This is a genomic window from Advenella mandrilli (genome assembly GCF_016595155.1).
In the GTDB taxonomy this organism is placed as follows: Bacteria; Pseudomonadota; Gammaproteobacteria; order Burkholderiales; family Burkholderiaceae_B; genus Advenella; species Advenella mandrilli.
Genome location: NZ_JAENGP010000014.1, coordinates 83215 through 104083, shown reverse-complemented (window position 1 = coordinate 104083; position 20869 = coordinate 83215). Strand labels below are relative to the sequence as shown.

The following is a 20869-nucleotide window of genomic DNA, read 5'->3' as shown; positions in this document are numbered from 1 at the left end:
GTGACTGATGTAATTATTGCCGCCGGTGGCTTAGCACACTGGGCAAGGTGGCCAGCCAGGCAGAAATATTGTCAATGTCGGCAGGCGTCAGGTTCTGAACCTGAAGCGCCATAATTGGATTTTTCCTGATATTGGCAGAAGGCGGTGCATTACGCGCCCCCCTGACATAGGCCATTAGGGCATGCTTCAAATAATCATCGTGCTGCCCGGCCAGAATGGGATACATGGGTGCCACCGAAGTAGCAGCATCGGCACCATGACAGGCCACGCATCCCTTTGTCTCAAACGCCGCTTTCCCGGCCTTCAGATCGGCCGCGTGCACAGTCCCTGACAGGGCCAGAACCATGCCCGACAACATTACATTTACCCGTTTCATGACAATGTCTCCGACTATTTGAGTTGTGCGTAATAGGCCGCCAGATCAAGCATGTCCTGTTCAGACAGGCTATGAGCAACGGCAATCATTGAAGGAAAAGTACGGGCGCCAGACTGGTATTCTTTCAGGGCAGCAACAATATACTCGGCATTCTGGCCTGCAATTTTAGGAACCCGGTACACCTCGGGAAAACTGGCCCGGTACCCCTCTATACCATGACAGCCAATACACATGAATATTTTGCCTTTTCCTGCCTCTATGTCTCCGACAGGGGCAGCCTGCTGCGCAAATGCCTGCGACACCGTTATACTGCAGGCCATAATGGCCAACAAATTTATGGTACGCTTTAACGATTGCTTCGTCATATATTGCTCTTTTGGGTGATTGTTAAAAATTTTAATTAAAAACAACGGATAGAGCTGCAATTGATTGATTTTACGATTCGTCCTATCAATTCAGTTTAGTATTAAGCCTTAATGTATTGAACCCCTATTTTTATGTTGCAGGATGGAAATGAATATACCTATAAACCCTAATGACTCAACAAAATTCTCAGGAACAGACCGTTATATCGCCACCGAAGACCTTAAGCTGGCGGTTAATGCCGCCCTTACTTTACAGCGTCCGCTGTTAATCAAGGGCGAGCCCGGCACAGGTAAAACCATGCTGGCCGAAGAGGTAGCACGGGCATTGGGACGCGACTTATTGCAATGGCATATCAAGTCTACCACCAAAGCCCATCAGGGGCTGTACGAGTATGATGCCGTATCCCGCCTGCGTGACTCCCAACTGGGTGATGAACGGGTCAAGGATATCCGCAACTACATTAACAAAGGCGTGCTGTGGCAGGCTTTTGAGTCAGAAAAACCCTGCGTTGTCCTGATTGATGAAATTGACAAGGCCGACATCGAGTTCCCCAACGATTTATTGCGCGAACTGGACCAAATGGAGTTTCATGTATACGAAACCCAACAAACCATTGTGGCCAAACACCGCCCTCTGGTCATTATTACCTCAAACAATGAAAAAGAACTACCCGACGCTTTCCTGCGCCGCTGTTTTTTCCACTACATCCAGTTCCCCGACCGTGCCACTCTAAAAGACATTGTCCATGTGCACTTCCCCGATATCAAGGCCGAAGTTTTGCGAGCCGCCCTTGATCATTTCTTCACCCTGCGCGAAGCACCCGGCCTGAAAAAGAAACCCTCCACGTCCGAATTTCTTGACTGGCTGTCGCTCTTGATTGCCGAAGACATCAGCGCCGGTAAAATTGATGCCCACGCGGCTACCGCGATTCCCATCATGGCAGGCGCCCTCTTGAAAAACGAACAGGACCTGAGCCTGCTGGAACGACTTTCCGCGATGGCCCAGAATATGCGTCGCTCATAAATCAGGCTACCCATGTTTATCAATTTCTTCTATCACCTTCGCAATCACAAGCTGCCGGTCTCCGTCAAAGAATACCTCACACTGCTCGAGGTCTTGCGTGAACAGGTCATGGCACCCACGTTGCATGACTTCTATCTGCTGTCACGCATGACCCTGGTTAAAGATGAAACGCTGTTTGACCGCTTCGACCAGGCTTTCTCCCTCTTTGCAAAAGGCGTCGAAGCCCAGTTGGCCGACAGCCAGGAAATCCCCCTGGAATGGCTGATGAACGAATTGCAAAATTCACTCACGCCAGAAGAAAAAGCAGCCATCGAAAAACATGGCTGGGAAAAGCTCATGGAGCTGTTCAAACAACGCCTTGAAGAACAGCAAGAGCGACATGCCGGCGGCAACAAATGGATCGGCACAGGCGGCACCTCGGCCTTTGGTAATAGTGGCTATCACCCGGAAGGCATTCGCGTGGGCGGAGAGTCCGCCGGCCACCGCACCGCCATCAAGGTATGGGATGAACGCCTGTTCCAGGAGTATGATGACCAGCAGGAACTGGGCACCCGCAACTTCAAGGTTGCCCTAAGACGCCTGCGCCGCTTTGCCCGCGAAGGAGCCGCCGAAGAGCTTGATCTTGATGACACCATCCGCAGTACAGCCCGCAATGCCGGCTACCTGGATGTCAAAATGGTTCCCGAGCGTCACAATAACGTTAAGGTCCTGATGCTGCTTGATGTGGGTGGCAGCATGGATGACCACATTGCCCGCGTAGAAGAACTGTTTTCGGCTGCCAGCAGCGAATTCCATCATCTGGACGTTTATTATTTCCATAACTGCGTTTACGAACGCGTCTGGCGCTATAACAGTAACGGGCGCCGCAACTACATGGACACCTGGGAATTACTTAGAAAATACAATGCCGACTGGCGTCTGATCCTGGTGGGCGATGCCACTATGAGCCCTTACGAAATCATGCATCCGGGTGGTTCGGTAGAGCACTACAATAAGGAAACCGGTGCCGCCTGGCTGCAGCGTCTTATAGAGCATTGGCCCAAATCCATCTGGCTCAATCCCGAACCCACCAGTTACTGGCCCTACCGGCAATCCATCGAGCTTATCCGCAATATTGTGCAAGACCGCATGTACGGGGTCACGGTTGCCGGCCTGGAAGAAGGGATGCGGTTCTTGTCCAAATAAGTCACTTCATTGTTAAAGCATCATCTGCCCAATCATTCAACTTGCCATGAGACATCGTCAGCCACTTTCGCTTTACTTTACTTTTTTATTACTGTCTTTTTTCCTTTTTATGTCATCACCCATTCCCGCCACAGGCGCCCCCACCCAACCGGTACAAATCCATAGTATCGAAGGCATTACCGAATACGAACTGGATAACGGTTTACGGGTTCTGCTGGCACCCGATCAATCCAAGCCCACCACCACGGTTAACATGACTTATCTGGTGGGTTCCCGCCACGAACAATACGGGCGTACGGGCATGGCTCACCTGCTTGAGCATTTAATGTTCAGGGGAACACCAGACACCCCCAATGCATTGGCCGAATTTTCAAAAAGGGGCTTGCATGCCAATGGCTCCACCTCGGCTGACCGCACCAACTATTACGCCAGCTTTGCCAGCAACCCCGAAACCCTGAAATGGTATTTGTCCTGGCAGGCCGATGCCATGCGACATGCAGCCATCCAGGAAGACGACCTGAATGCCGAGCGCGGCATCGTACTGAACGAACTTGAGCGCGGAGAAAACAGCCCTTTCCGGACCCTGACCGAAAAAATGCGTTCAACGGCCTACCAATGGCACAATTACCGCAACAGCACCATTGGTGCCCGCAGTGATCTTGAAGGCATGCAGGCCAGCGAACTGCGTGACTTTTACGACCGCTACTACCAGCCCGATAATGCGGTCCTGGTGGTGGCTGGCCAGTTTGACCCAGAACAAACGCTAAGCGAAATTAACCAGCTGTTTGGTTCCATTCCCAAACCCGAACGCACCCTGACCGAAGCGCCCACCGTAGAGCCCCAGCAGGACGGCGAACGCCAGATCATTCTTGAGCGCAGTGGCGGCATGCCTTTTATAGCCGCCACTTACCATATCCCGGCGTCTTCCAGTGAGCAATATATTTTGCTGGACCTGGCCGCCAATATTCTGGCCGACAGCCCATCAGGCCCGCTTTACAAGGAATTGGTAGAAAACAACCTGGCCACCGGCGTATTTGGCTTTGCCATGGCACACCATCATCCCGGACTGATCTTTTTTGGTGCCCAGCTTAATGACACCATGGACATTGCCAAAGCACAACAAACCCTGCATGAAGTGCTTGAACAAAGCGCCAAATACCCAATTACCCAAGCGCAGCTGGACCGGGCCAAAAACAATTGGCTAACCCAATGGGATGAGCTGTATGCCAGTACCGAGCAAATGGCAATTGGCCTTTCAGAAGCCATTGCCTCGGGTGACTGGCGGCTTTTCTTTCTGGAACGCGACCGGGTCAAAAACATCAGCCTGGAAGACGTCCAGCAAGCCATACACACTTATTTACTGGCCAGCAACCGCACCAGCGGACGTTACAAACCAACCGACAACCCGCAACGGGCACCCTTTGAAACCGTCCCCGATATTACGCAATTGCTCAACGAATACAAAGGTGATCCAACCTTTACACAAACCGACGCCTTCGACTCTTCGCCGGAAAACATCGACAAGCTGACTCAGCGTGAAGTGATCAAGCTGCCCAATGGCACCATTAGCACCGCCATGCTGGTCAAGCCAACCCGGGGCAATCGCGTCCAGGCCGATTATAAAATCCAGTTTGCCAATGCCCAGGCCATGAACGATATGGCCAGCCTGTCTGCGGCAGCGGCTTCATTAATACTTAACGGGACTGCCACCCTGTCACGCCAGGAAATCCAGGACCGCATAGACGCCTTGCAGGGCAACCTTCATTTCGGTATCAGTGGCAATCGCCTGATGGTGTCGGTTTCCACCCACAAAAAGCACTTTGCCGATTTGCTGCAATTTAGCCTTGAGCTTATCCAGCAAGCCAACTATCCCGTGAAAGAGGTTGATGAATACAAAGAACGGGTCATCACTTCTATCAGGAACGCCATGACCGAACCCGGTGCACTGGCCAACAACACCCTTAGCCGCCACGGCGATATCTGGCCCAAGGGCGATATCCGCTATGTTCCCACTTATGAGGAACTCATCAAAAACATCCAGGCCATTAATCCCAAAGCCCTGCGTGAGTTTCAAAACAATTTCTTTGGTGCGGGTGATATTGATATAGCCATCGTGGGCGACTTTGAGCCACAGCAAATCAACACCGTTCTTGAAGACAGGCTTAAAAGCTGGAAGCAGGCGCCAAACTATGAACGCATAGACATGCCCTACCATGCCGTAAAACCAGCCACCTTCACCATTGAGACCCCTGACAAGGCCAATGCGGTATATATAGCCAGGTTACCCATCGAACTGCAAAATGACCATCCGGATTATCCGGCCCTGTTCATGGCCAACTACCTGCTGGGCGCCACCGAAACGTCCCGCCTATGGACCCGTATCCGTACTCAGGAAGGGCTGTCTTACAGTATCCGCAGTTCACTGAATGTTTCCTCTTTCGAGCCATCGGGCGCCTGGTCATTACAGGCTATTTATTCGCCCGCTGAAAAGGAACGCGTCAAATCCCTGATTGATGAAACTATCCAGACCACATTGAAAGACGGTTTTACCGAAGAGGAACTGGCAGATGGCATCCGTTCGGCCCTTAACCTGCGTTCATTGGCCCGTTCACAGGATAGCGTCCTGTCTTCTACCTGGTTGAAATACCTCTCACTGGACCGCAGCTTTGAATGGAACCAGAAGTTTGAAGAAGCGATTCAAAACCTGACCACGGCACAGGTTCATCAGGCCATGAAGACCTACCTGAAACCAGACAACATATCTGAAGCCTTTGCCGGTGATTTTGCCGGTAAGGCAGACTGACGTTTCTGGCAAGACCTGTTCCATTACCCCCTCCTAAGGGGGGTGTTTACAGCAAGTATTGATAAAAAAATGCACGTTATGACAACGTGCATTTTTTATTAACAGCAGCCGTTTTCTTTACCGCTGCCTAACTGAAAAACTTCTTGACCCGATCAGTCCAGGACTTGTTTTGGGGTGAGTGACGGTCACCACCATCATTAAGTGCTGTCTCGAATTTACGTAACAGGTCTTTCTGCTCTTCGTTCAGGCGTACTGGTGTTTCAACAATCACGTGGCAGTACAGGTCGCCGGGATAATTGGAACGAACGCCCTTGATCCCTTTGCCACGCAAACGGAATGTCTTGCCGGTTTGGGTGCCTTCGGGAATCGTAATTTCACCTTTTCCGCCCAAGGTTGGCACTTCAAGGTTTCCACCCAGGGTAGCAGTCACAAAGGGCAAAGGTACCTGACAGTGCAAGTCATCGCCATCACGCTCGAAAATACTGTGTTCTTTCAGGTGAATTTCTACATACAAATCACCGGAAGGGCCACCATTAACACCTGGTTCACCATTACCGGCCGAACGGATGCGCATTCCTTCATCAATACCGGCAGGAATCTTGACCTGCAGGGTTTTATTCTTGCGTTTGCGGCCTACGCCATCACATGCCGTGCAGGGATCTTTAATTTCCTGACCGGAACCGTGACAGGTTGGGCAAGTTTGCTGAACGCTGAAAAAGCCCTGTTGCATGCGAACCGCGCCACTACCGCCACAAGTATGACAAGTCGTAGGCTTGGTACCTGCCTTGGCACCACTGCCATGACAAACATCACAATGCTCCCAGCTGGGCACACGAATTTCGGTATCAAAGCCTTGGGCAGCCTGCTCAAGGGTAATTTCAAGGCTGTAACGCAAATCGGCGCCACGGTAAACTTGTGGACCACCGCCGCGACGGCCACCACCAGCACCACCAAAGATATCACCAAAAATATCACCGAAGACATCACCAAAATTGCCGGCACCCGCCCCCATTCCTGCATTGGGATCTACACCTGCATGGCCATAGCGGTCATAAGCTTCCCGTTTCTCGGGATCTGAAAGCATCTCATAGGCTTCCTTGATCTCTTTGAATTTATCTTCGGCCTCTTTGCTATCCGGATTGCGGTCAGGATGGTACTTCATTGCCAGCTTACGGTAAGCTTTCTTGATTTCCTCATCCGTGGCGTTTTTGGCGACACCCAGAGATTCATAATAATCACGCTTTGCCATTATTTATACGCCTTTATAACTCTTTAAATTTTCCATATATTAAAAAACAATACCCGGTTAAGCCTTTTAAGACAGAAACCGGGTATACGTGCTCACATTAATGCGATCACTTATGCGTCACGCTTGACTTCTTTAAAGTCGGCATCAACCACATTTTCATCAGCGGGCTGGGCACCTTCAGGTGCCTGGCCAGCCTGGGCCTGCATGTCTGCGTACATTTTTTCACCCAATTTCTGGGAGGCAGTCATGAGGGCCTCTGTTTTGGCATCAATCGCTTCCTTGTCACCATCCTGCAGTGTTGCTTCAAGATCTTTGATCGCTGTTTCAATGGCTTCTTTTTCAGCTTCTTCCAACTTGTCACCGTATTCAGTTAGTGATTTGCGGGTAGAGTGAATCAGGCCATCAGCCTGGTTGCGTGCCTGTGCCAGTTCAGCAATACGGTGATCTTCTTCGGCGTTGGCTTCCGCATCTTTAACCATGCGTTCGATTTCTTCCTCGGACAAGCCTGAGTTGGCCTTAATGGTAATTTTGTTTTCTTTGCCCGTGCCTTTGTCTTTGGCAGACACGTGCAAAATACCATTGGCGTCAATATCGAACGTGACTTCAATTTGCGGCACACCACGTGGTGCTGGTGGAATGCCTTCCAGATTAAATTCGCCCAAGCCCTTGTTACCCGCCGCGATTTCACGTTCTCCCTGGAATACCTTGATGGTTACTGCAGGCTGGTTATCGTCGGCAGTAGAGAAAACCTGTGAAAAACGGGTAGGAATCGTGGTGTTTTTCTGGATCATCTTGGTCATTACACCGCCCATGGTCTCAATACCCAGAGACAATGGGGTAACGTCAAGCAGCAACACGTCGGTACGGTCGCCAGACAGGACTGAACCCTGAATGGCCGCACCAGCGGCAACCGCTTCGTCGGGGTTGACGTCTTTGCGTGGCTCTTTACCAAAAAACTCTTTGACCTTTTCCTGCACTTTAGGCATACGGGTCATACCACCAACCAGAATAACGTCATCAATGTCGCTTACCTTGACACCGGCATCCTTGATGGCTACACGGCAAGGTTCAATAGTGCGGTTGATCAGCTCTTCAACCAGTGCCTCAAGTTTGGCACGGGTGATTTTCAGGTTCAGGTGTTTTGGACCGGAAGCGTCTGCCGTAATGTAAGGCAGGTTGATTTCGGTTTGTGCGGTTGAAGACAGTTCGATCTTGGCTTTCTCGGCCGCTTCTTTCAGGCGCTGCAAGGCAAGAATGTCTTTGGACAGGTCTACGCCCTGCTCTTTCTTGAATTCGCCAATGATGTAATCGATAATGCGTTGGTCAAAGTCTTCACCACCCAGGAAGGTGTCACCGTTGGTAGACAGCACTTCAAACTGTTTCTCACCGTCCATATCGGCGATTTCAATGATGGAAACGTCGAAAGTACCACCACCCAAGTCATAAACCGCAATTTTACGATCGCCTTTTTCGGCTTTGTCCATACCGAAAGCCAATGCAGCTGCGGTAGGCTCGTTAATAATACGCTTGACTTCAAGGCCGGCGATGCGACCGGCATCTTTGGTGGCCTGACGCTGGCTATCGTTGAAATAGGCAGGCACGGTAATCACCGCCTCGGTGACTTCTTCACCCAGGTAGTCTTCGGCCGTTTTTTTCATTTTACGCAATACGTCGGCAGAAATTTGGGGAGGCGCCATTTGTTTACCTTGCGCTTCTACCCATGCATCACCGTTATCGGCCTTGATAATGCTGTAAGGCATCAGGTCGATATCTTTTTGGACCGCTTTTTCATCAAATTTGCGCCCAATCAAACGCTTGACCGCAAACAGGGTGTTTTTAGGGTTGGTAACGGCCTGACGTTTTGCCGGTGCGCCAACCAATGTTTCGCCATCTTCCATGTAGGCGATGATTGAAGGCGTTGTACGTGTGCCTTCGGCGTTTTCAATAATTCTGACTTTGTCGCCGTCAAGAACGGCTACACAACTGTTGGTTGTTCCCAAGTCAATACCAATAATTTTGCCCATTATGCTTACCTTAATAATAGCTAATCTGAAATTTTGTAAAAATCCTGTTTTTTATTTAAAACAGGATTGTTGGATATTCTTAATATGGGGATAAAAAAAACATTTTCAAGACAATAAAATTATTTTTTTAATACCCTTCATTTTATTTTTACTATTGACCGGTTTATTACTTGCCGGCTGAAACCATTACCAGTGCTGGACGCAAGACACGATCGGCAATTGTGTAGCCTTTTTGAAGTGACTGCAAAACACAATTGGCCTCAACGTCTTCGGATGGTACTGATGAAATGGCCTGATGCAGGTTGGGATCAAATTTATCACCAACGGCGGGTGCCACTTCTTTAAGATGATTACGTTCAAAAGCCTGGGTTAACTGGCGCAAGGTACTTTCCACGCCTTCTTTCAGGGCTTCCAGTGTCTGATTTTCAATGGCCAGGGCCGCTTCAAGACTGTCTTTTACCGGAACCAGGCTTTCAGCAAAGCTTTCGGTACTGAATTTTCTCGCTTTGGCCACATCTTCTTGCGAACGCCTGCGGATATTTTCCATTTCGGCATGGGCACGCAAGAGCTCGTCATGGTACTGGCTAACCTTGGCTTCCAGCTCCGAATATTTTTCAGACAGGTTTTCTTCCATCAGTACGGTTTCTTCCAAGGTATCCTCTTGGTTTGCATCGGTTGGCTGCTCAATTTCTGGATTTTGCGGCTGTTCCGGATTTTTTGAATCTTGAGGATTATTCTCTTGTGACATTCGGTTCTCCAAACATGAGTGTAAATTGAATGAGGCGTAGATTGAGGCAAACTTCGGGATTTCAAGGGGCGTATTTTACAAAAAAGCCAGCCTGCTGCAAAAATCCTGCCCGTGCAACAACCCGGGCCAGGCTTTTAGTCGCATGAAAACAATTTGGCAAACTTTCCCGACAAGAATGAAAGCGCTTATTACAGTGCCTGGTCTGACTGCGCCGGGCACCACCCTTGCAGGTGACGTTTTATGATCCCGTCCAAACCGTTAATCCATTGTTCATCGCTGTTCAGGCAAGGGATATACCTAAACTGTTCACCGCCAGCCTGCTGAAATGCACCGGCACACTCAAGCTGGATTTCTTCCAGGGTTTCAAGGCAATCGGCCACAAAGCCCGGACAGATAACATCAACCCGCTTAACGCCCTTGGCCGGATAAGCCTCAAGGGTTGCCTGTGTGGCCGGCTCAAGCCATTTTTCCGCGCCAAAGCGGCTTTGAAAACTGGCATCAATCTTGACGCCCTCGCCAGCCAGCGCCTGCCTTAACAAATGAAGCGTGCCCTCGCAGTCTTTGAAATAAGGGTCTCCCTGATTAACACTGCGCTGGGGCAAACCATGAAAACTTAACAATAAACGTTGCGGCTTGCCGTTGAGCTGCCAGAACGCCTTAATTTTACTTACCAACGCATTGATATAGCCGGGTTCATGATAAAAACGCTTGATGAACCGGAATTCGGGCTGGTCACGAAATCCAGCCGCAATACTGGCGATTTTATCCAGGATGGTGGCCGTCGTACTGGCCGCATATTGCGGGTACATGGGGACCACAAGAATACGTTCACAGTTTTGCTGGCGCAAGTCTTCCAGTGCCGATGCCAATGAGGGCTTGCCATAACGCATGGCCAGCGCTACCGGCACTGGCAAATTCTGACTTGCAAAACCTTCGGCAATTTTTTGGGCCTGGGCAAGGCTGTGAACCAGCAATGGTGACCCGCCTTCCATCCAGACTTGCTGGTATTTATGCACCAGCCTTCGAGAGCGAAAAGGCAATATCACGCCTCTTAAAATGGGTTGCCATAGCACTGCTGGCAGCTCCACCACCCGTCTGTCAGAAAGGAACTCAGCCAGATAGCGCCTGATATCCCTGGCAGCAAAAGACGAAGGGGTGCCAAGATTGACCAGTAATACGCCCGCTTTCATCTCCTGACAGGTTTGGTTAACGATATTATTCTGATCATGCTTTTTTTCAGGTTCAGGCATATTTTGCATAAAGTAATGGTTAGTTAATACTGGCTTAAAACATTGGATAAAAGCCTGGCGGTAATATCAACAATGGGGATGACTCTGTCGTAAGACATCCTGCTGGGGCCAATAACGCCCAATGTGCCAATGATTTTACCATCTACGCCATAGGGAGCAGTTATGACCGAGACGTTTTCCATAGGAACCAACCGGGAATCGCCACCGATATAAATTTGCACACCCTGTGAACGGCTTGAGATATCCAGCAATTGGATCAGGTCGCTTTTTTGTTCAAACAAATCAAACATTTTTCGCAAGTGATTCATGTCCGATGTCATATCAGTGACACCCAGCAAGCGTCGCTCGCCCGAAATAAGCACGTTGTCTTTTTCGGAAGCGTCGGTGCCGGCATCAACGGCGGCCTGCATCAGCTGCGAAATATCTTCTTTTAAGGCGGCCAGTTCACGAGCCAGCTCGGTGCGTATCACCTCAAAAGACTTGCCCGAAAAATGCTGGTTGAAAAAGTTGCCGGCCTCTAGTAGCTCATGCTCGGCGTAATCGCGTGAGGCAGAAAGAATCCGGTTTTGCACGTCGCCATCGGGGGTCACGAGAATCAGCAAGATGCGTTTTTCAGACAGGCGGATAAATTCAATATGACGAAAAACCTGGGAACGTTGCGGCGTTAAAACCACACCGGCAAACTGGGTTAAATTGGACACCAGTTCAGCCGCTGCATTCATCGCCTTACCCGGTGAGGCATGCAACAGGACATCCTTGATTTCACGATTGATTTTTTCAGGCGACAGGGTTTGGTAGTGACGAACCGCCAGCAGGCGGTCTACAAACATACGGTAACCCTTGGGCGTTGGCACCCGCCCGGCCGACGTATGCGGACTGTGAATAAGACCAAGCTCTTCAAGGTCTGCCATGACATTGCGGATGGTGGCCGGAGAAAGCTCAAAGCGCTTTGATAACGTGCGAGAACCAACCGGTTGCCCATCTTCAATGTATTGTTCAATTAAAGCTTTTAGTAAAGCACTAGCGCGTTCATCCATATTACGATATCTTATAAATTCACACTTACATGTATGATATTTTTTACCCACGACACAATCGTAGTATTCAGGAACATGCTGAAATTACGGTTAAGATGTCGTAATATCCACATTCACCCTATTGTATATTGTTTTTGACATGCATTTTTCAACCGTCGCACTTATTGGCCGATATCAGGATTCTGGCATGGATGCCCCCTTACGGGCATTGGCAGACGTCCTGACCAATGCCGGGCGTTCTGTACTGATAGAAGAAGAAACCGCCATCAATACAGGGGTGGCCGAACTGCCTGCCGCGACAATCGAAGAAATTGGTAACCAGGCCGACCTGGTTATTGTGATGGGCGGAGACGGCACCATGCTGGGTGCAGCCCGCCAACTGGCGCCCTACAACATCCCGCTCATTGGCATCAACCACGGACGTCTGGGTTTCATTACCGACATCCCTCTTCAAAATGCCCTGCAAGCCATCCAATCTGTTCTGGACGGGCATTTTACCCTTGAATCCCGCGCCCTTCTGGAAGCCTCGGTGGTGCGTGACGGGCAAACATTAACCACTGCGCTGGCCCTGAATGATGTGGTGTTAAACCGTTCAGGCCGCAGCGGCATGATTGAAATCAGCGTAGAGCTTGACGACCAGTTCATGTACAAGCAGCGCTCCGATGGCCTGATCATTGCCACCCCTACCGGCTCCACCGCATACGCCTTAAGCGCCAATGGCCCCATTTTGCATCCTGGGGTCAATGCTTTTCTGCTGGTACCGGTTGCGCCGCAAACCCTGTCAAACCGCCCCATTGTTATTCCCACCAGCGGCACCCTGAAGCTCACGCTCACTGAAATCGGCCGTGCCGAAATGGGTGCCAGCGTGCATTTTGACATGCAAACCTGGTCCAACCTTCAACTGGGCGACCAGATTACCGTTAAAAAAGCCCAACACCAGATTCAGTTTCTGCACCCTAAAGGCCTTAGCTTTTTCTCTACCCTGCGCAAGAAACTGCACTGGAACATCATGCCCGAGTCCTAAAGACAAGGTTAAACTCACTCATGCTGCATTCATTACATATTCGCGATTTCGTTATTGTTGATCAGGTTGACCTTTATTTTGAACAAGGGTTTACGGTTTTTTCCGGCGAAACCGGTGCTGGAAAATCCATCCTGATTGATGCACTGGCTCTGGCGCTTGGCGGCAGGGCCGAAACCCATTCCATCCGTGAAGGCGCCGATAAAACCGATATCAGCGCAATTTTTAACTGCCCCGAAACCCTGCGTGACTGGCTGCAAGAGCAGGAAATGGACGACAACGAGCTAGTACTGCGCCGGGTGCTTGACCGCTCGGGCAAAAGCCGGGCTTTTATCAATGGCGTTCCCGCCAATCTTGCCCAATTGCGTACCCTGGGCCAGCATCTGGTTGACATTCATGGCCAGCACGCCCACCAAAGCCTGCTTAAAAACAGTGCCCAGCGCGAAATGCTTGATGCCCACGCCAACAATACCAACCTGCTGCAAACCCTGTCGCAGCAATGGAAACAATGGCAAAACGACATTCGCCAGTACAGGCAGTCACAAGAAAACGCGGCCCAGCAAAATCTTGAGCGTGAACGCCTGGAATGGCAATTGCAAGAAATAGCCAAATTGCAACTGGGCAAAAATGAGTGGGAAACCGTTAGCACCGAACATAACCGCCTGGCGCATGCCTCTTCTTTGCTCGAAGGTGCATCACAAACCCTGAGCGCACTGGATGGCGAAGAGCAATCGCTGCTTTCAGAGCTGAACGGTGCCACCCAGCGCATTGCCCAATTACTGAAAAACGATCCTGCCCTGCAGGGCATTTACGATGCCCTTGAGTCGGCCCGGATTGCCTGCGCCGAAGCGGCCTCTGACCTGAACAGTTACCTTGACAAGGTAGACCTTGACCCACTGCGCCTGGCCGAACTGGAAACCCGCATGCGCAATATTTTTGATACGGCCCACAAATTCAGGATAGAACCCGAACAGCTTTACGACCTTCAGCAAGAGCTTGACGCCAATCTGGCCCATTTCAATAAAATCAGCAATCTTGAAGCGCTGGAAAAAAGCATCGCGCAAAACAAGTCCGCCTATATGGAAACAGCCCAAATGCTGTCAAAGGCACGTAAAAAAACCGCCGCCACGCTTGGCAAAGAAGTCACTCAGGCCATGCAAACCCTGGCCATGGAAGGCGGCACCTTCGAGATCCAGCTGCAACAGTCCGACCCCGGTCCGCATGGCCTTGAACAGGTTGAATTTAATGTGGCCGGTCATGCCGGCACAACACCACGTCCTTTAGCAAAAGTGGCATCAGGCGGAGAACTGGCCCGCATCTCGCTGGCTTTGTCGGTCATGGCTAACAAGGCAGGCAGGGTACCTACCCTGATCTTTGATGAAGTGGATACCGGTATTGGCGGCGCCGTGGCCGAAGTGGTTGGAAAACTGCTACGTGAGCTGGGGGGCCGCCATCAAGTGTTGTGCGTCACACACCTGCCACAGGTGGCTGCCTGTGCCCAACAACACTTTCAGGTTCAGAAAAGCCAGAAAAACAAAACGACGCATTCGGAAATCGTTTTACTGGATGAACAGGAAAGAATCAATGAAGTTGCCCGCATGCTGGGTGGCGTCAAAATTACCGAAACCACCCGTGATCATGCAAGGGAAATGCTGAATATTCAGGCGTGATCCCCCCTATTGCAAGGGGAAAGAAGGTGTTATTTCAAGTGGTTTTTGGAGGGGTGCTTGGCATCACATTCTGCGCAAGTGCCATACAAAACCATTGAGTGACTTTCAAGATTAAAGTTGTAATCTTTAGCAATTTTGTATTGCCGTTTTTCAATTTCAGGATCAGTAAACTCGTCTACTTTTCCGCAAACGGAACACACCAGATGGTCGTGATGATCGCCGTCGTCAAGCTCGAAGACAGCCTTGCCGTTGTCGAACTGGCTGCGCGTTAAAATGCCGGCTTGCTCAAACTGGGTAAGCACACGATAAACGGTAGCAAGACCAATATCGACATTTTCACCAATCAATAAACGGTAAACGTCTTCTGCACTTAAGTGACGTGCTTCTGATTTACGGAATATATCCAAAATCTTAAGGCGTGGAAAAGTTGCCTTAAGGCCCATGTTTTTCAATTCGGTCTGATCGTTGATTTGATCGTTCATATCACCCACACTAAATCATGCTGACTCAGCATCATAGTCAAATTTAGCTACAAAAAAAGCGCTTATTGAATAAATTTCCAAATATTTCAGTGCAATCAATCCCATTATTGCCCAGAACTATTATCATAACACTTTTAAATGTCCAAATTTTCATAGGATATTCACCCAAGTCATGAATAATACTGCACTTTTCCTACGTCTTCGTAAAGGACTGTTTGTCTCTGCCCTTGCACTTACTGCACTAACCGGCTGCTCATCAGGGAAATGGGGGTTTCCTTATATTAATCCCGTACAACAAGGCAACTGGATTACAGAAGAAAACGTGGCACTATTACAAAAAGGCATGACCCCCGATCAGGTTCGTTACGCCCTGGGCTCACCCACCCTGACCGACATTTTCCGTCCGGACCGCTGGGATTACCCCTACCACTACCAACCTGGTTATGGCGAACCGGTCACACGCAATTTTTCAGTCTGGTTCGCTAATGGCGTTCTGGATCGCTGGGAAGGTGACAAACAACCCAATTTCCAGCCTTACGAGCAAAAAGCAGCTGCCCGCACGGTAGAAGCAACAGCCAACACCGCAGAAGCGGCTGCCAGCCAGGTAGAAACGACCCCCTTGGAATAAACCGTTTTCTGCAGCCACCAATAATTATCAAAACCAAAGGTTAGTTACATGCGTATAGCTATTTCCGGAGCCAGCGGCCGCATGGGCCGCATGCTCATTGAAGCCGTTTTTGAACACCCCGAACTTGAACTGGCTGTTGCCCTTGATCATTCGGGTAGCCAACACCTGGGCACCGATGCGGGTGCTTTTTTAGGTAAACCAACCGGGGTTATCATTACCGACGACTTGTCGGCCCTGCAAAACAGCGATTGCCTGATTGATTTCACCCGCCCCGAAGGCACCCTGAAACACTTGCAGGCTTGCAGCCAGTACAAAACCAAAGCTGTTATTGGCACTACCGGTTTTGATGCCGCTGGCATTCAGGCCATAGAGGCCGCCGCCCAACAAACCGCTGTCGTTTTTGCCCCCAACATGAGTATTGGCGTTAACGCTACCTTGCGTTTACTTGAGCTGGCCGCACAATTGCTAAATACCGGCTACGATGTAGAAGTCTACGAAGCCCATCACAAGCACAAGGTGGATGCCCCTTCGGGTACCGCATTAAAAATGGGTGAAGTGATTGCCCAAACCTGGGGCAAAAACCTGGACGATATTGCCGACTGGGCCCGCCACGGTCACACCGGAGAACGCGAAGATGGGAAAATTGGCTTTTCAGTCGTGCGCGGCGGTGACATTATTGGTGATCATACCGTTATGTTTTGCGGCACCGGTGAGCGTATTGAAATTACGCATAAATCCTCCAGTCGTGCCACGTATGCCCAAGGCAGCCTGAAAGCCGCCCTGTTCCTGCAAAAACACGACACCGGCCTGTTCAACATGCAAGATGTCATTCAGGGCTAAGCCCAGTTTTTACCCACAGCCGTTAAAAACCGGCCTACTCCTCCGCTAAACCGATAGGTTAGCGGTGGAGTCTTTGCGACCCATAAGTAAGCACTCCCGCTGCCTTCTGGCTGGCGTTTTAGTACCCGGCACCCACAAAAACTGGTTCTGGCTCCAGCAAAACACCAAATTTATTCATGACATCATTGGCAATTGCCTTTGCGATGGCGGTAATATCGGCCGCGCAGGCTTTACCCGTATTAATAATCACCAAAGCCTGCCTTGCATGCACGCCAGCATTACCCAATTGCCGCCCTTTCCAGCCGCACTGGTCTATCATCCAGCCCGCTGCCAGCTTATAACAGTCGTTAGGCTGCTCATAAGCAACCAGATCTGGGAATTGTTGTTTCAACGGCCAATATTGCTGCGCTGGAATAACCGGATTTTTAAAGAAACTGCCCGCATTACCCGTTACTTTTGGATCGGGCAGCTTACGTCGGCGTATATCGCACACAGCCTCAAGAATGGCTTGTGCCGTCAGCCCGGGCTGTAAACTTTCATATTGCTGCAGATCGGGATACGACAACACCGGTGTCCATTGCTTGGGCAGACGAAACCGTACTGCCGTGATAATCAGCCCTTTACCTTCTTCATGTTTGAATAGACTGTCGCGATAGGCAAAACAGCATTGCCCGTTATTGAACACACGTTCTGTTTGCGTAAGCGGGTCATAGGCCAACACAGAGTCCAGGCGGTCTTTCAGCTCTACTCCATAGGCACCAATATTTTGTACGGGTGCCGCACCTACCGTACCGGGTATTAACGCCAGATTTTCCAGGCCATACCAACCTTGCTGTATGCAATACACCACAAAATCATGCCAAATTTCACCTGCGGCGGCTTCAACCAGCCACTCACTGGCACTTTCCTGAACAAGATTAATCCCTTTGAGTTGGTTATGAACAACGATTTGATCAATTTGTTCACTTAATACAACATTACTGCCACCACCAAGAATGAAGTAGGGAGCGCCCGATTTCAACAGGCCCAAGACACCCTTCAAATCCGTTTCATTACAAAGACTTATGTAGTTTTTTGCCCATGATTTCAACCCCAGGGTATTAAAACAGCTTAGGTCTTTTTGTTGTATAAAATCCATATTTCCAACTATTTAAATAATGTTCTTTGACATTATAAAGAAATAAATGCTATTATTTCGTCTTTCTTAAGCACTTCTTGCTTATTTCAAAAAACAGGCAAATAAAAAAGCTTGCAAAACGAAAAAAGATTGCTTATAATTTAAAACTTCACTTAATTAGAACACATTCTAAATTAGTGAAAAATGCGGGAGTAGCTCAGTTGGTAGAGCGCAACCTTGCCAAGGTTGAGGTCGCGAGTTCGAGACTCGTCTCCCGCTCCAATATTTTAATTTGCAGGTTACGCCTGTAAATATGCAAAAAGGACCTTTCGGTCCTTTTTTTGTTTCTGCCACATGCTTGGTTTGCCACACTTACCACCCGTTGCAGCTATGCCAGGCTGAACCTGGATTGATAAAATTCAGCCCGCCTGCCAGGCTACTTATTTAGCCTTGTTTTCTTCTTTTTCATTTTGCTTGCCATTTAACGGCAAAAAACCGGCATTCATCTGTTTGAGCATGTCGGTAAACATATTATTCCAAGGCATGGCATTTGCATTTCCCGCTACCCCTGCAGACTGCTGTTGCCACTGTTGTAATATTCCCGTCAATCCGGACATGAACAACTTCTGGTTTTCAAGAGCCTGCTGTGCCAAAGCACGATTGCAATTCGCACATTGCGACAAACCCTCCATTAAATCATTAAGTGTTTGGCCCTGTAACTGCCCATTGCCATTGTTTGCCTGAAGCAGCTTTTCCATATTCTCCCTGCCCTCACCAAAGGCTTTAGCCACAAACTCGCTCCAGCGCTGATTATTCTCCTGAAGCAGTTTTCCCATCTGTTGGGATAATTCCAGATTTGCACTGAACAAATCCTGCGGGAACTGATTACCTGAACGGGTTGATGCTTTGATATTACTAACCATGAGAGTCTCCATAAGTGTAAAAAAATTAATATCATTAAAGAGCGTGAGTTTTTATTATTAACACCACCTAACCCGACACCCTGCCCCTTCCTATATACATTATTGTGTATAAAGTATACCCGTAAGTTTAGTAAAAAATACTTTACAAAACAATGCGTTACATCAAAGCAGGGGTAATTGCCCAGTTAATCACGCACTCCAGTGCCCTGCTCGCAGAATGCACAAAGAAATATGCCCACAGAAAAAAATGATGTTATTTAACAACAAAAACATAAAGAAAACGCACTTTAATGGAATTTTGTTGTTTTTTATTGGAAATAAGCAACATTTCATATTAACGATGCTATACTTATTCTCTTATTAAGTCTTAAGCACTGAATGACAACGATTGCAATATCCGATCCAATCAGTTGCATGCACTAAAGGGCGCAGTAGCAAAGCGGTTATGCAGCGGATTGCAAATCCGTCCAGAGCGGTTCGACTCCGCTCTGCGCCTCCAGTCAAAGATTTTTAATATGCGGGAGTAGCTCAGTTGGTAGAGCGCAACCTTGCCAAGGTTGAGGTCGCGAGTTCGAGACTCGTCTCCCGCTCCAAATTTCAAAAAACCCAGACTTCGGTCTGGTTTTTTTTTACCTATTTGCAAGCGATCAACATGACTTTGAAATCTCCTGATAATGGTCGCGCCATACATCCAGCAATACTAATAACGGGATATTTTCATGTGGTTGATCATCCACTTTCTTATCATTACGGGACTATCGGTTCGCGTCTTGCTCAGGCTGCATCGTGATCCGGCGTCACGCGTTGCCTGGATCCTTTTCATCATGGCCCTGCCCTACATTGGCGCATTAACCTATCTGATGCTCGGAGAAGTCCGGCCCAACAAGGGACTGGTTCGCAAAAAGCCTTCTGACAACACCTTGCCGTCCTTTTTCAAGCAAACGCCAAGCGATAATATCCCGGTCATCAGCTCGGCCGGGTTTTCAATGGGAAAATCAATCAGTGGCTTTAACCCGGTTGGCGGCAATAGCGGGTATTTGCTTGAGAACTCGAATGCCACTATTAATGCCATCGTCTCGGATATTGATGCCGCCCGGGAACACGTACATCTTCTGTTCTACATATGGCTGGCCGACACTAACGGACTAAAGGTGGTTGATGCCCTGATACGGGCCGCCCAACGTGGCGTTACCTGCCGCGCGATTGTTGACGATCTGGGCTCACGCAACTTTATTCGCAGTGAACACTGGATGGCAATGAGCAATGCTGGCGTGCAACTGGCGCGTGCCCAGCCCATTGGCAACATTATGATTCGCATCCTGAAAGGACGCGTTGACATTCGCAATCACCGAAAAATTGTTGTCATTGACAATCGGATAACGTATTGCGGCAGCCAGAACTGCGCCGATCCTGAATTTGCCGTCAAAGCAAAATACGCCCCTTGGGTTGATGCAGTAATTCGCCTGGAAGGCCCTATTGTCCGGCAAAACCAGCATCTTTTCCTGACCGATTGGCTGACCTGCACCAATGAAGATTGCCGTGAACTGGCGCAATACCCCATGACGCCTGCGGAACCGGGTTTCCTGGCCCAGGTAATTGGGACCGGGCCCGAGAATCATTATTCCGCCACGCCAGCGCTTTTTGCAACATTAATGTTCAGCGCGCGCAAGCAACTGATTATTACCACCCCCTATTACGTGCCCGATGATTTCATGCAAGCCGCACTTTGCAGCAGCGCCCGCAGGGGAGTGGCTACCAGCCTTGTCTTGCCTGCCCGTAATGACAGCTGGTTTGTAGGCGCGGCAAGCCGAAGCCATTATCAGGAATTACTGGAAGCGGGCGTTCACATTCATGAATACACGGGTGGCTTGCTACACGCAAAAACACTAACCGTTGATGGCGAAATAACCTTAATTGGCTCGGCAAACATGGACCGACGCAGTTTTGAACTGAACTTCGAGAACAATATCCTGCTTCAGGATAAAGACTTGACACAGGCCATCTGCCGCAGACAAGAAGAATATATCGCCCAATCCAACCCGGTTAGCCAGGCCGATGTGGATGCATGGAGCTTGCCCTATCAGCTGCGCAATAATGTCATGGCTATACTTAGTCCTGTACTGTAAT

At 49.5% G+C, this 20869-nt stretch carries 18 protein-coding genes and 3 tRNA genes; 11 read left to right on the top strand and 10 right to left on the bottom strand.

Translation table 11 applies throughout. The annotated features are described in order from the left end of the window. Nucleotides 1-13: 13 nt before the first annotated feature. Nucleotides 14-376, bottom strand: coding sequence for a c-type cytochrome (locus tag JHL22_RS12670; protein WP_200238103.1), 363 nt, complete (start codon nt 374-376; stop codon nt 14-16). A gap of 14 nt (nt 377-390) precedes the next feature. Next, nucleotides 391-741 (bottom strand): c-type cytochrome, encoded by a 351-nt coding sequence (locus JHL22_RS12665; protein ID WP_200238101.1) that lies wholly within the window; start codon nt 739-741, stop codon nt 391-393. Nucleotides 742-889: 148 nt separating this feature from the next. On the opposite strand from JHL22_RS12665, the gene JHL22_RS12660 reads away from it, so the two are divergent. The 3 genes from JHL22_RS12660 (at nt 890) to JHL22_RS12650 (ending at nt 5753) form a co-directional block, all read left to right on the top strand. Next, a complete protein-coding gene (locus tag JHL22_RS12660; protein WP_234041276.1) occupies nt 890-1765 on the top strand; it encodes an AAA family ATPase in 876 nt (291 codons plus the stop codon). Between the two features lie 12 nt (nt 1766-1777). Then, on the top strand, nt 1778-2950 hold the full coding sequence (locus tag JHL22_RS12655) for a vWA domain-containing protein (protein ID WP_200238097.1): 1173 nt from the start codon (nt 1778-1780) through the stop codon (nt 2948-2950). A gap of 109 nt (nt 2951-3059) precedes the next feature. After that, entirely contained in the window at nt 3060-5753 is a 2694-nt protein-coding gene (locus JHL22_RS12650) for a M16 family metallopeptidase (protein WP_234041275.1), read from the top strand. A 127-nt stretch (nt 5754-5880) separates the two neighbouring features. Here the strand turns inward: JHL22_RS12650 and dnaJ are convergent, their stop codons facing one another. The 5 genes from dnaJ to hrcA form a co-directional block, all read right to left on the bottom strand. Continuing rightward, on the bottom strand, nt 5881-7002 hold the full coding sequence (gene dnaJ, locus JHL22_RS12645) for a molecular chaperone DnaJ (RefSeq protein ID WP_200238091.1): 1122 nt from the start codon (nt 7000-7002) through the stop codon (nt 5881-5883). A gap of 110 nt (nt 7003-7112) precedes the next feature. Further along, nucleotides 7113-9026 carry a molecular chaperone DnaK gene (dnaK, locus tag JHL22_RS12640; RefSeq protein WP_200238088.1) on the bottom strand — a complete coding sequence of 638 codons (1914 nt, stop codon included), beginning with the start codon at nt 9024-9026 and terminating at the stop codon, nt 7113-7115. A gap of 166 nt (nt 9027-9192) precedes the next feature. After that, nucleotides 9193-9774, bottom strand: a complete 582-nt coding sequence (gene grpE, locus JHL22_RS12635) for a nucleotide exchange factor GrpE (RefSeq protein WP_200238086.1) — start codon at nt 9772-9774, stop codon at nt 9193-9195. A 188-nt stretch (nt 9775-9962) separates the two neighbouring features. Further along, nucleotides 9963-11024, bottom strand: coding sequence for a ferrochelatase (gene hemH, locus JHL22_RS12630; RefSeq protein WP_234041274.1), 1062 nt, complete (start codon nt 11022-11024; stop codon nt 9963-9965). Nucleotides 11025-11047: 23 nt separating this feature from the next. Then, nucleotides 11048-12061 (bottom strand): heat-inducible transcriptional repressor HrcA, encoded by a 1014-nt coding sequence (gene hrcA, locus JHL22_RS12625; RefSeq protein WP_200238083.1) that lies wholly within the window; start codon nt 12059-12061, stop codon nt 11048-11050. Nucleotides 12062-12200: 139 nt separating this feature from the next. On the opposite strand from hrcA, the gene JHL22_RS12620 reads away from it, so the two are divergent. Both JHL22_RS12620 and recN read left to right on the top strand, forming a co-directional pair. Next, nucleotides 12201-13085 carry an NAD kinase gene (locus JHL22_RS12620; RefSeq protein ID WP_200238080.1) on the top strand — a complete coding sequence of 295 codons (885 nt, stop codon included), beginning with the start codon at nt 12201-12203 and terminating at the stop codon, nt 13083-13085. 20 nt (nt 13086-13105) lie between these two features. Continuing rightward, entirely contained in the window at nt 13106-14752 is a 1647-nt protein-coding gene (gene recN / locus JHL22_RS12615) for a DNA repair protein RecN (protein ID WP_200238078.1), read from the top strand. 29 nt (nt 14753-14781) lie between these two features. On the opposite strand, the gene fur is transcribed toward recN, so the two are convergent. Continuing rightward, the gene (gene fur / locus JHL22_RS12610; protein WP_200238134.1) at nt 14782-15222 is read right to left on the bottom strand and encodes a ferric iron uptake transcriptional regulator; all 441 of its coding nucleotides are present in this window, start codon (nt 15220-15222) and stop codon (nt 14782-14784) included. Between the two features lie 184 nt (nt 15223-15406). Here fur and JHL22_RS12605 point away from each other — a divergent pair, with 184 nt between their 5' ends. After that, complete coding sequence (locus JHL22_RS12605) at nt 15407-15862, top strand: outer membrane protein assembly factor BamE (RefSeq protein WP_200238076.1); 456 nt, start codon at nt 15407-15409, stop codon at nt 15860-15862. 48 nt (nt 15863-15910) lie between these two features. Beyond that, nucleotides 15911-16702 carry a 4-hydroxy-tetrahydrodipicolinate reductase gene (dapB, locus tag JHL22_RS12600; protein ID WP_200238074.1) on the top strand — a complete coding sequence of 264 codons (792 nt, stop codon included), beginning with the start codon at nt 15911-15913 and terminating at the stop codon, nt 16700-16702. Nucleotides 16703-16820: 118 nt separating this feature from the next. On the opposite strand, the gene murB is transcribed toward dapB, so the two are convergent. Next, on the bottom strand, nt 16821-17840 hold the full coding sequence (murB, locus tag JHL22_RS12595; RefSeq protein ID WP_200238072.1) for a UDP-N-acetylmuramate dehydrogenase: 1020 nt from the start codon (nt 17838-17840) through the stop codon (nt 16821-16823). Between the two features lie 185 nt (nt 17841-18025). On the opposite strand from murB, the gene JHL22_RS12590 reads away from it, so the two are divergent. Next, a tRNA-Gly gene (locus JHL22_RS12590) sits at nt 18026-18101 on the top strand. Between the two features lie 158 nt (nt 18102-18259). Here the strand turns inward: JHL22_RS12590 and JHL22_RS12585 are convergent. Beyond that, the gene (locus JHL22_RS12585) at nt 18260-18742 is read right to left on the bottom strand and encodes a hypothetical protein (protein ID WP_200238070.1); all 483 of its coding nucleotides are present in this window, start codon (nt 18740-18742) and stop codon (nt 18260-18262) included. Between the two features lie 425 nt (nt 18743-19167). On the opposite strand from JHL22_RS12585, the gene JHL22_RS12580 reads away from it, so the two are divergent. From JHL22_RS12580 to cls, 3 genes are all read left to right on the top strand, one after another. Then, nucleotides 19168-19241: transfer RNA gene (locus JHL22_RS12580), tRNA-Cys, on the top strand. Between the two features lie 18 nt (nt 19242-19259). Then, nucleotides 19260-19335: transfer RNA gene (locus tag JHL22_RS12575), tRNA-Gly, on the top strand. A 126-nt stretch (nt 19336-19461) separates the two neighbouring features. Beyond that, nucleotides 19462-20868, top strand: a complete 1407-nt coding sequence (cls, locus tag JHL22_RS12570) for a cardiolipin synthase (RefSeq protein WP_200238068.1) — start codon at nt 19462-19464, stop codon at nt 20866-20868. Nucleotide 20869 lies beyond the last annotated feature (1 nt).

Coding starts and splice junctions, on each gene's coding strand:
- hemH (WP_234041274.1), bottom strand. CDS start 11,024: ATGCCTGAACCTGAAAAAAAGCATGATCAGAATAATATCGTTAACCAA.
- hrcA (WP_200238083.1), bottom strand. CDS start 12,061: ATGGATGAACGCGCTAGTGCTTTACTAAAAGCTTTAATTGAACAATAC.
- JHL22_RS12655 (WP_200238097.1), top strand. CDS start 1,778: ATGTTTATCAATTTCTTCTATCACCTTCGCAATCACAAGCTGCCGGTC.
- murB (WP_200238072.1), bottom strand. CDS start 17,840: ATGGATTTTATACAACAAAAAGACCTAAGCTGTTTTAATACCCTGGGG.
- cls (WP_200238068.1), top strand. CDS start 19,462: ATGTGGTTGATCATCCACTTTCTTATCATTACGGGACTATCGGTTCGC.
- recN (WP_200238078.1), top strand. CDS start 13,106: ATGCTGCATTCATTACATATTCGCGATTTCGTTATTGTTGATCAGGTT.
- JHL22_RS12670 (WP_200238103.1), bottom strand. CDS start 376: ATGAAACGGGTAAATGTAATGTTGTCGGGCATGGTTCTGGCCCTGTCA.
- JHL22_RS12665 (WP_200238101.1), bottom strand. CDS start 741: ATGACGAAGCAATCGTTAAAGCGTACCATAAATTTGTTGGCCATTATG.
- grpE (WP_200238086.1), bottom strand. CDS start 9,774: ATGTCACAAGAGAATAATCCTCAAGATTCAAAAAATCCGGAACAGCCG.
- JHL22_RS12660 (WP_234041276.1), top strand. CDS start 890: ATGAATATACCTATAAACCCTAATGACTCAACAAAATTCTCAGGAACA.
- JHL22_RS12620 (WP_200238080.1), top strand. CDS start 12,201: ATGCATTTTTCAACCGTCGCACTTATTGGCCGATATCAGGATTCTGGC.
- JHL22_RS12605 (WP_200238076.1), top strand. CDS start 15,407: ATGAATAATACTGCACTTTTCCTACGTCTTCGTAAAGGACTGTTTGTC.
- dnaK (WP_200238088.1), bottom strand. CDS start 9,026: ATGGGCAAAATTATTGGTATTGACTTGGGAACAACCAACAGTTGTGTA.
- JHL22_RS12585 (WP_200238070.1), bottom strand. CDS start 18,742: ATGGTTAGTAATATCAAAGCATCAACCCGTTCAGGTAATCAGTTCCCG.
- dapB (WP_200238074.1), top strand. CDS start 15,911: ATGCGTATAGCTATTTCCGGAGCCAGCGGCCGCATGGGCCGCATGCTC.
- dnaJ (WP_200238091.1), bottom strand. CDS start 7,002: ATGGCAAAGCGTGATTATTATGAATCTCTGGGTGTCGCCAAAAACGCC.
- JHL22_RS12650 (WP_234041275.1), top strand. CDS start 3,060: ATGTCATCACCCATTCCCGCCACAGGCGCCCCCACCCAACCGGTACAA.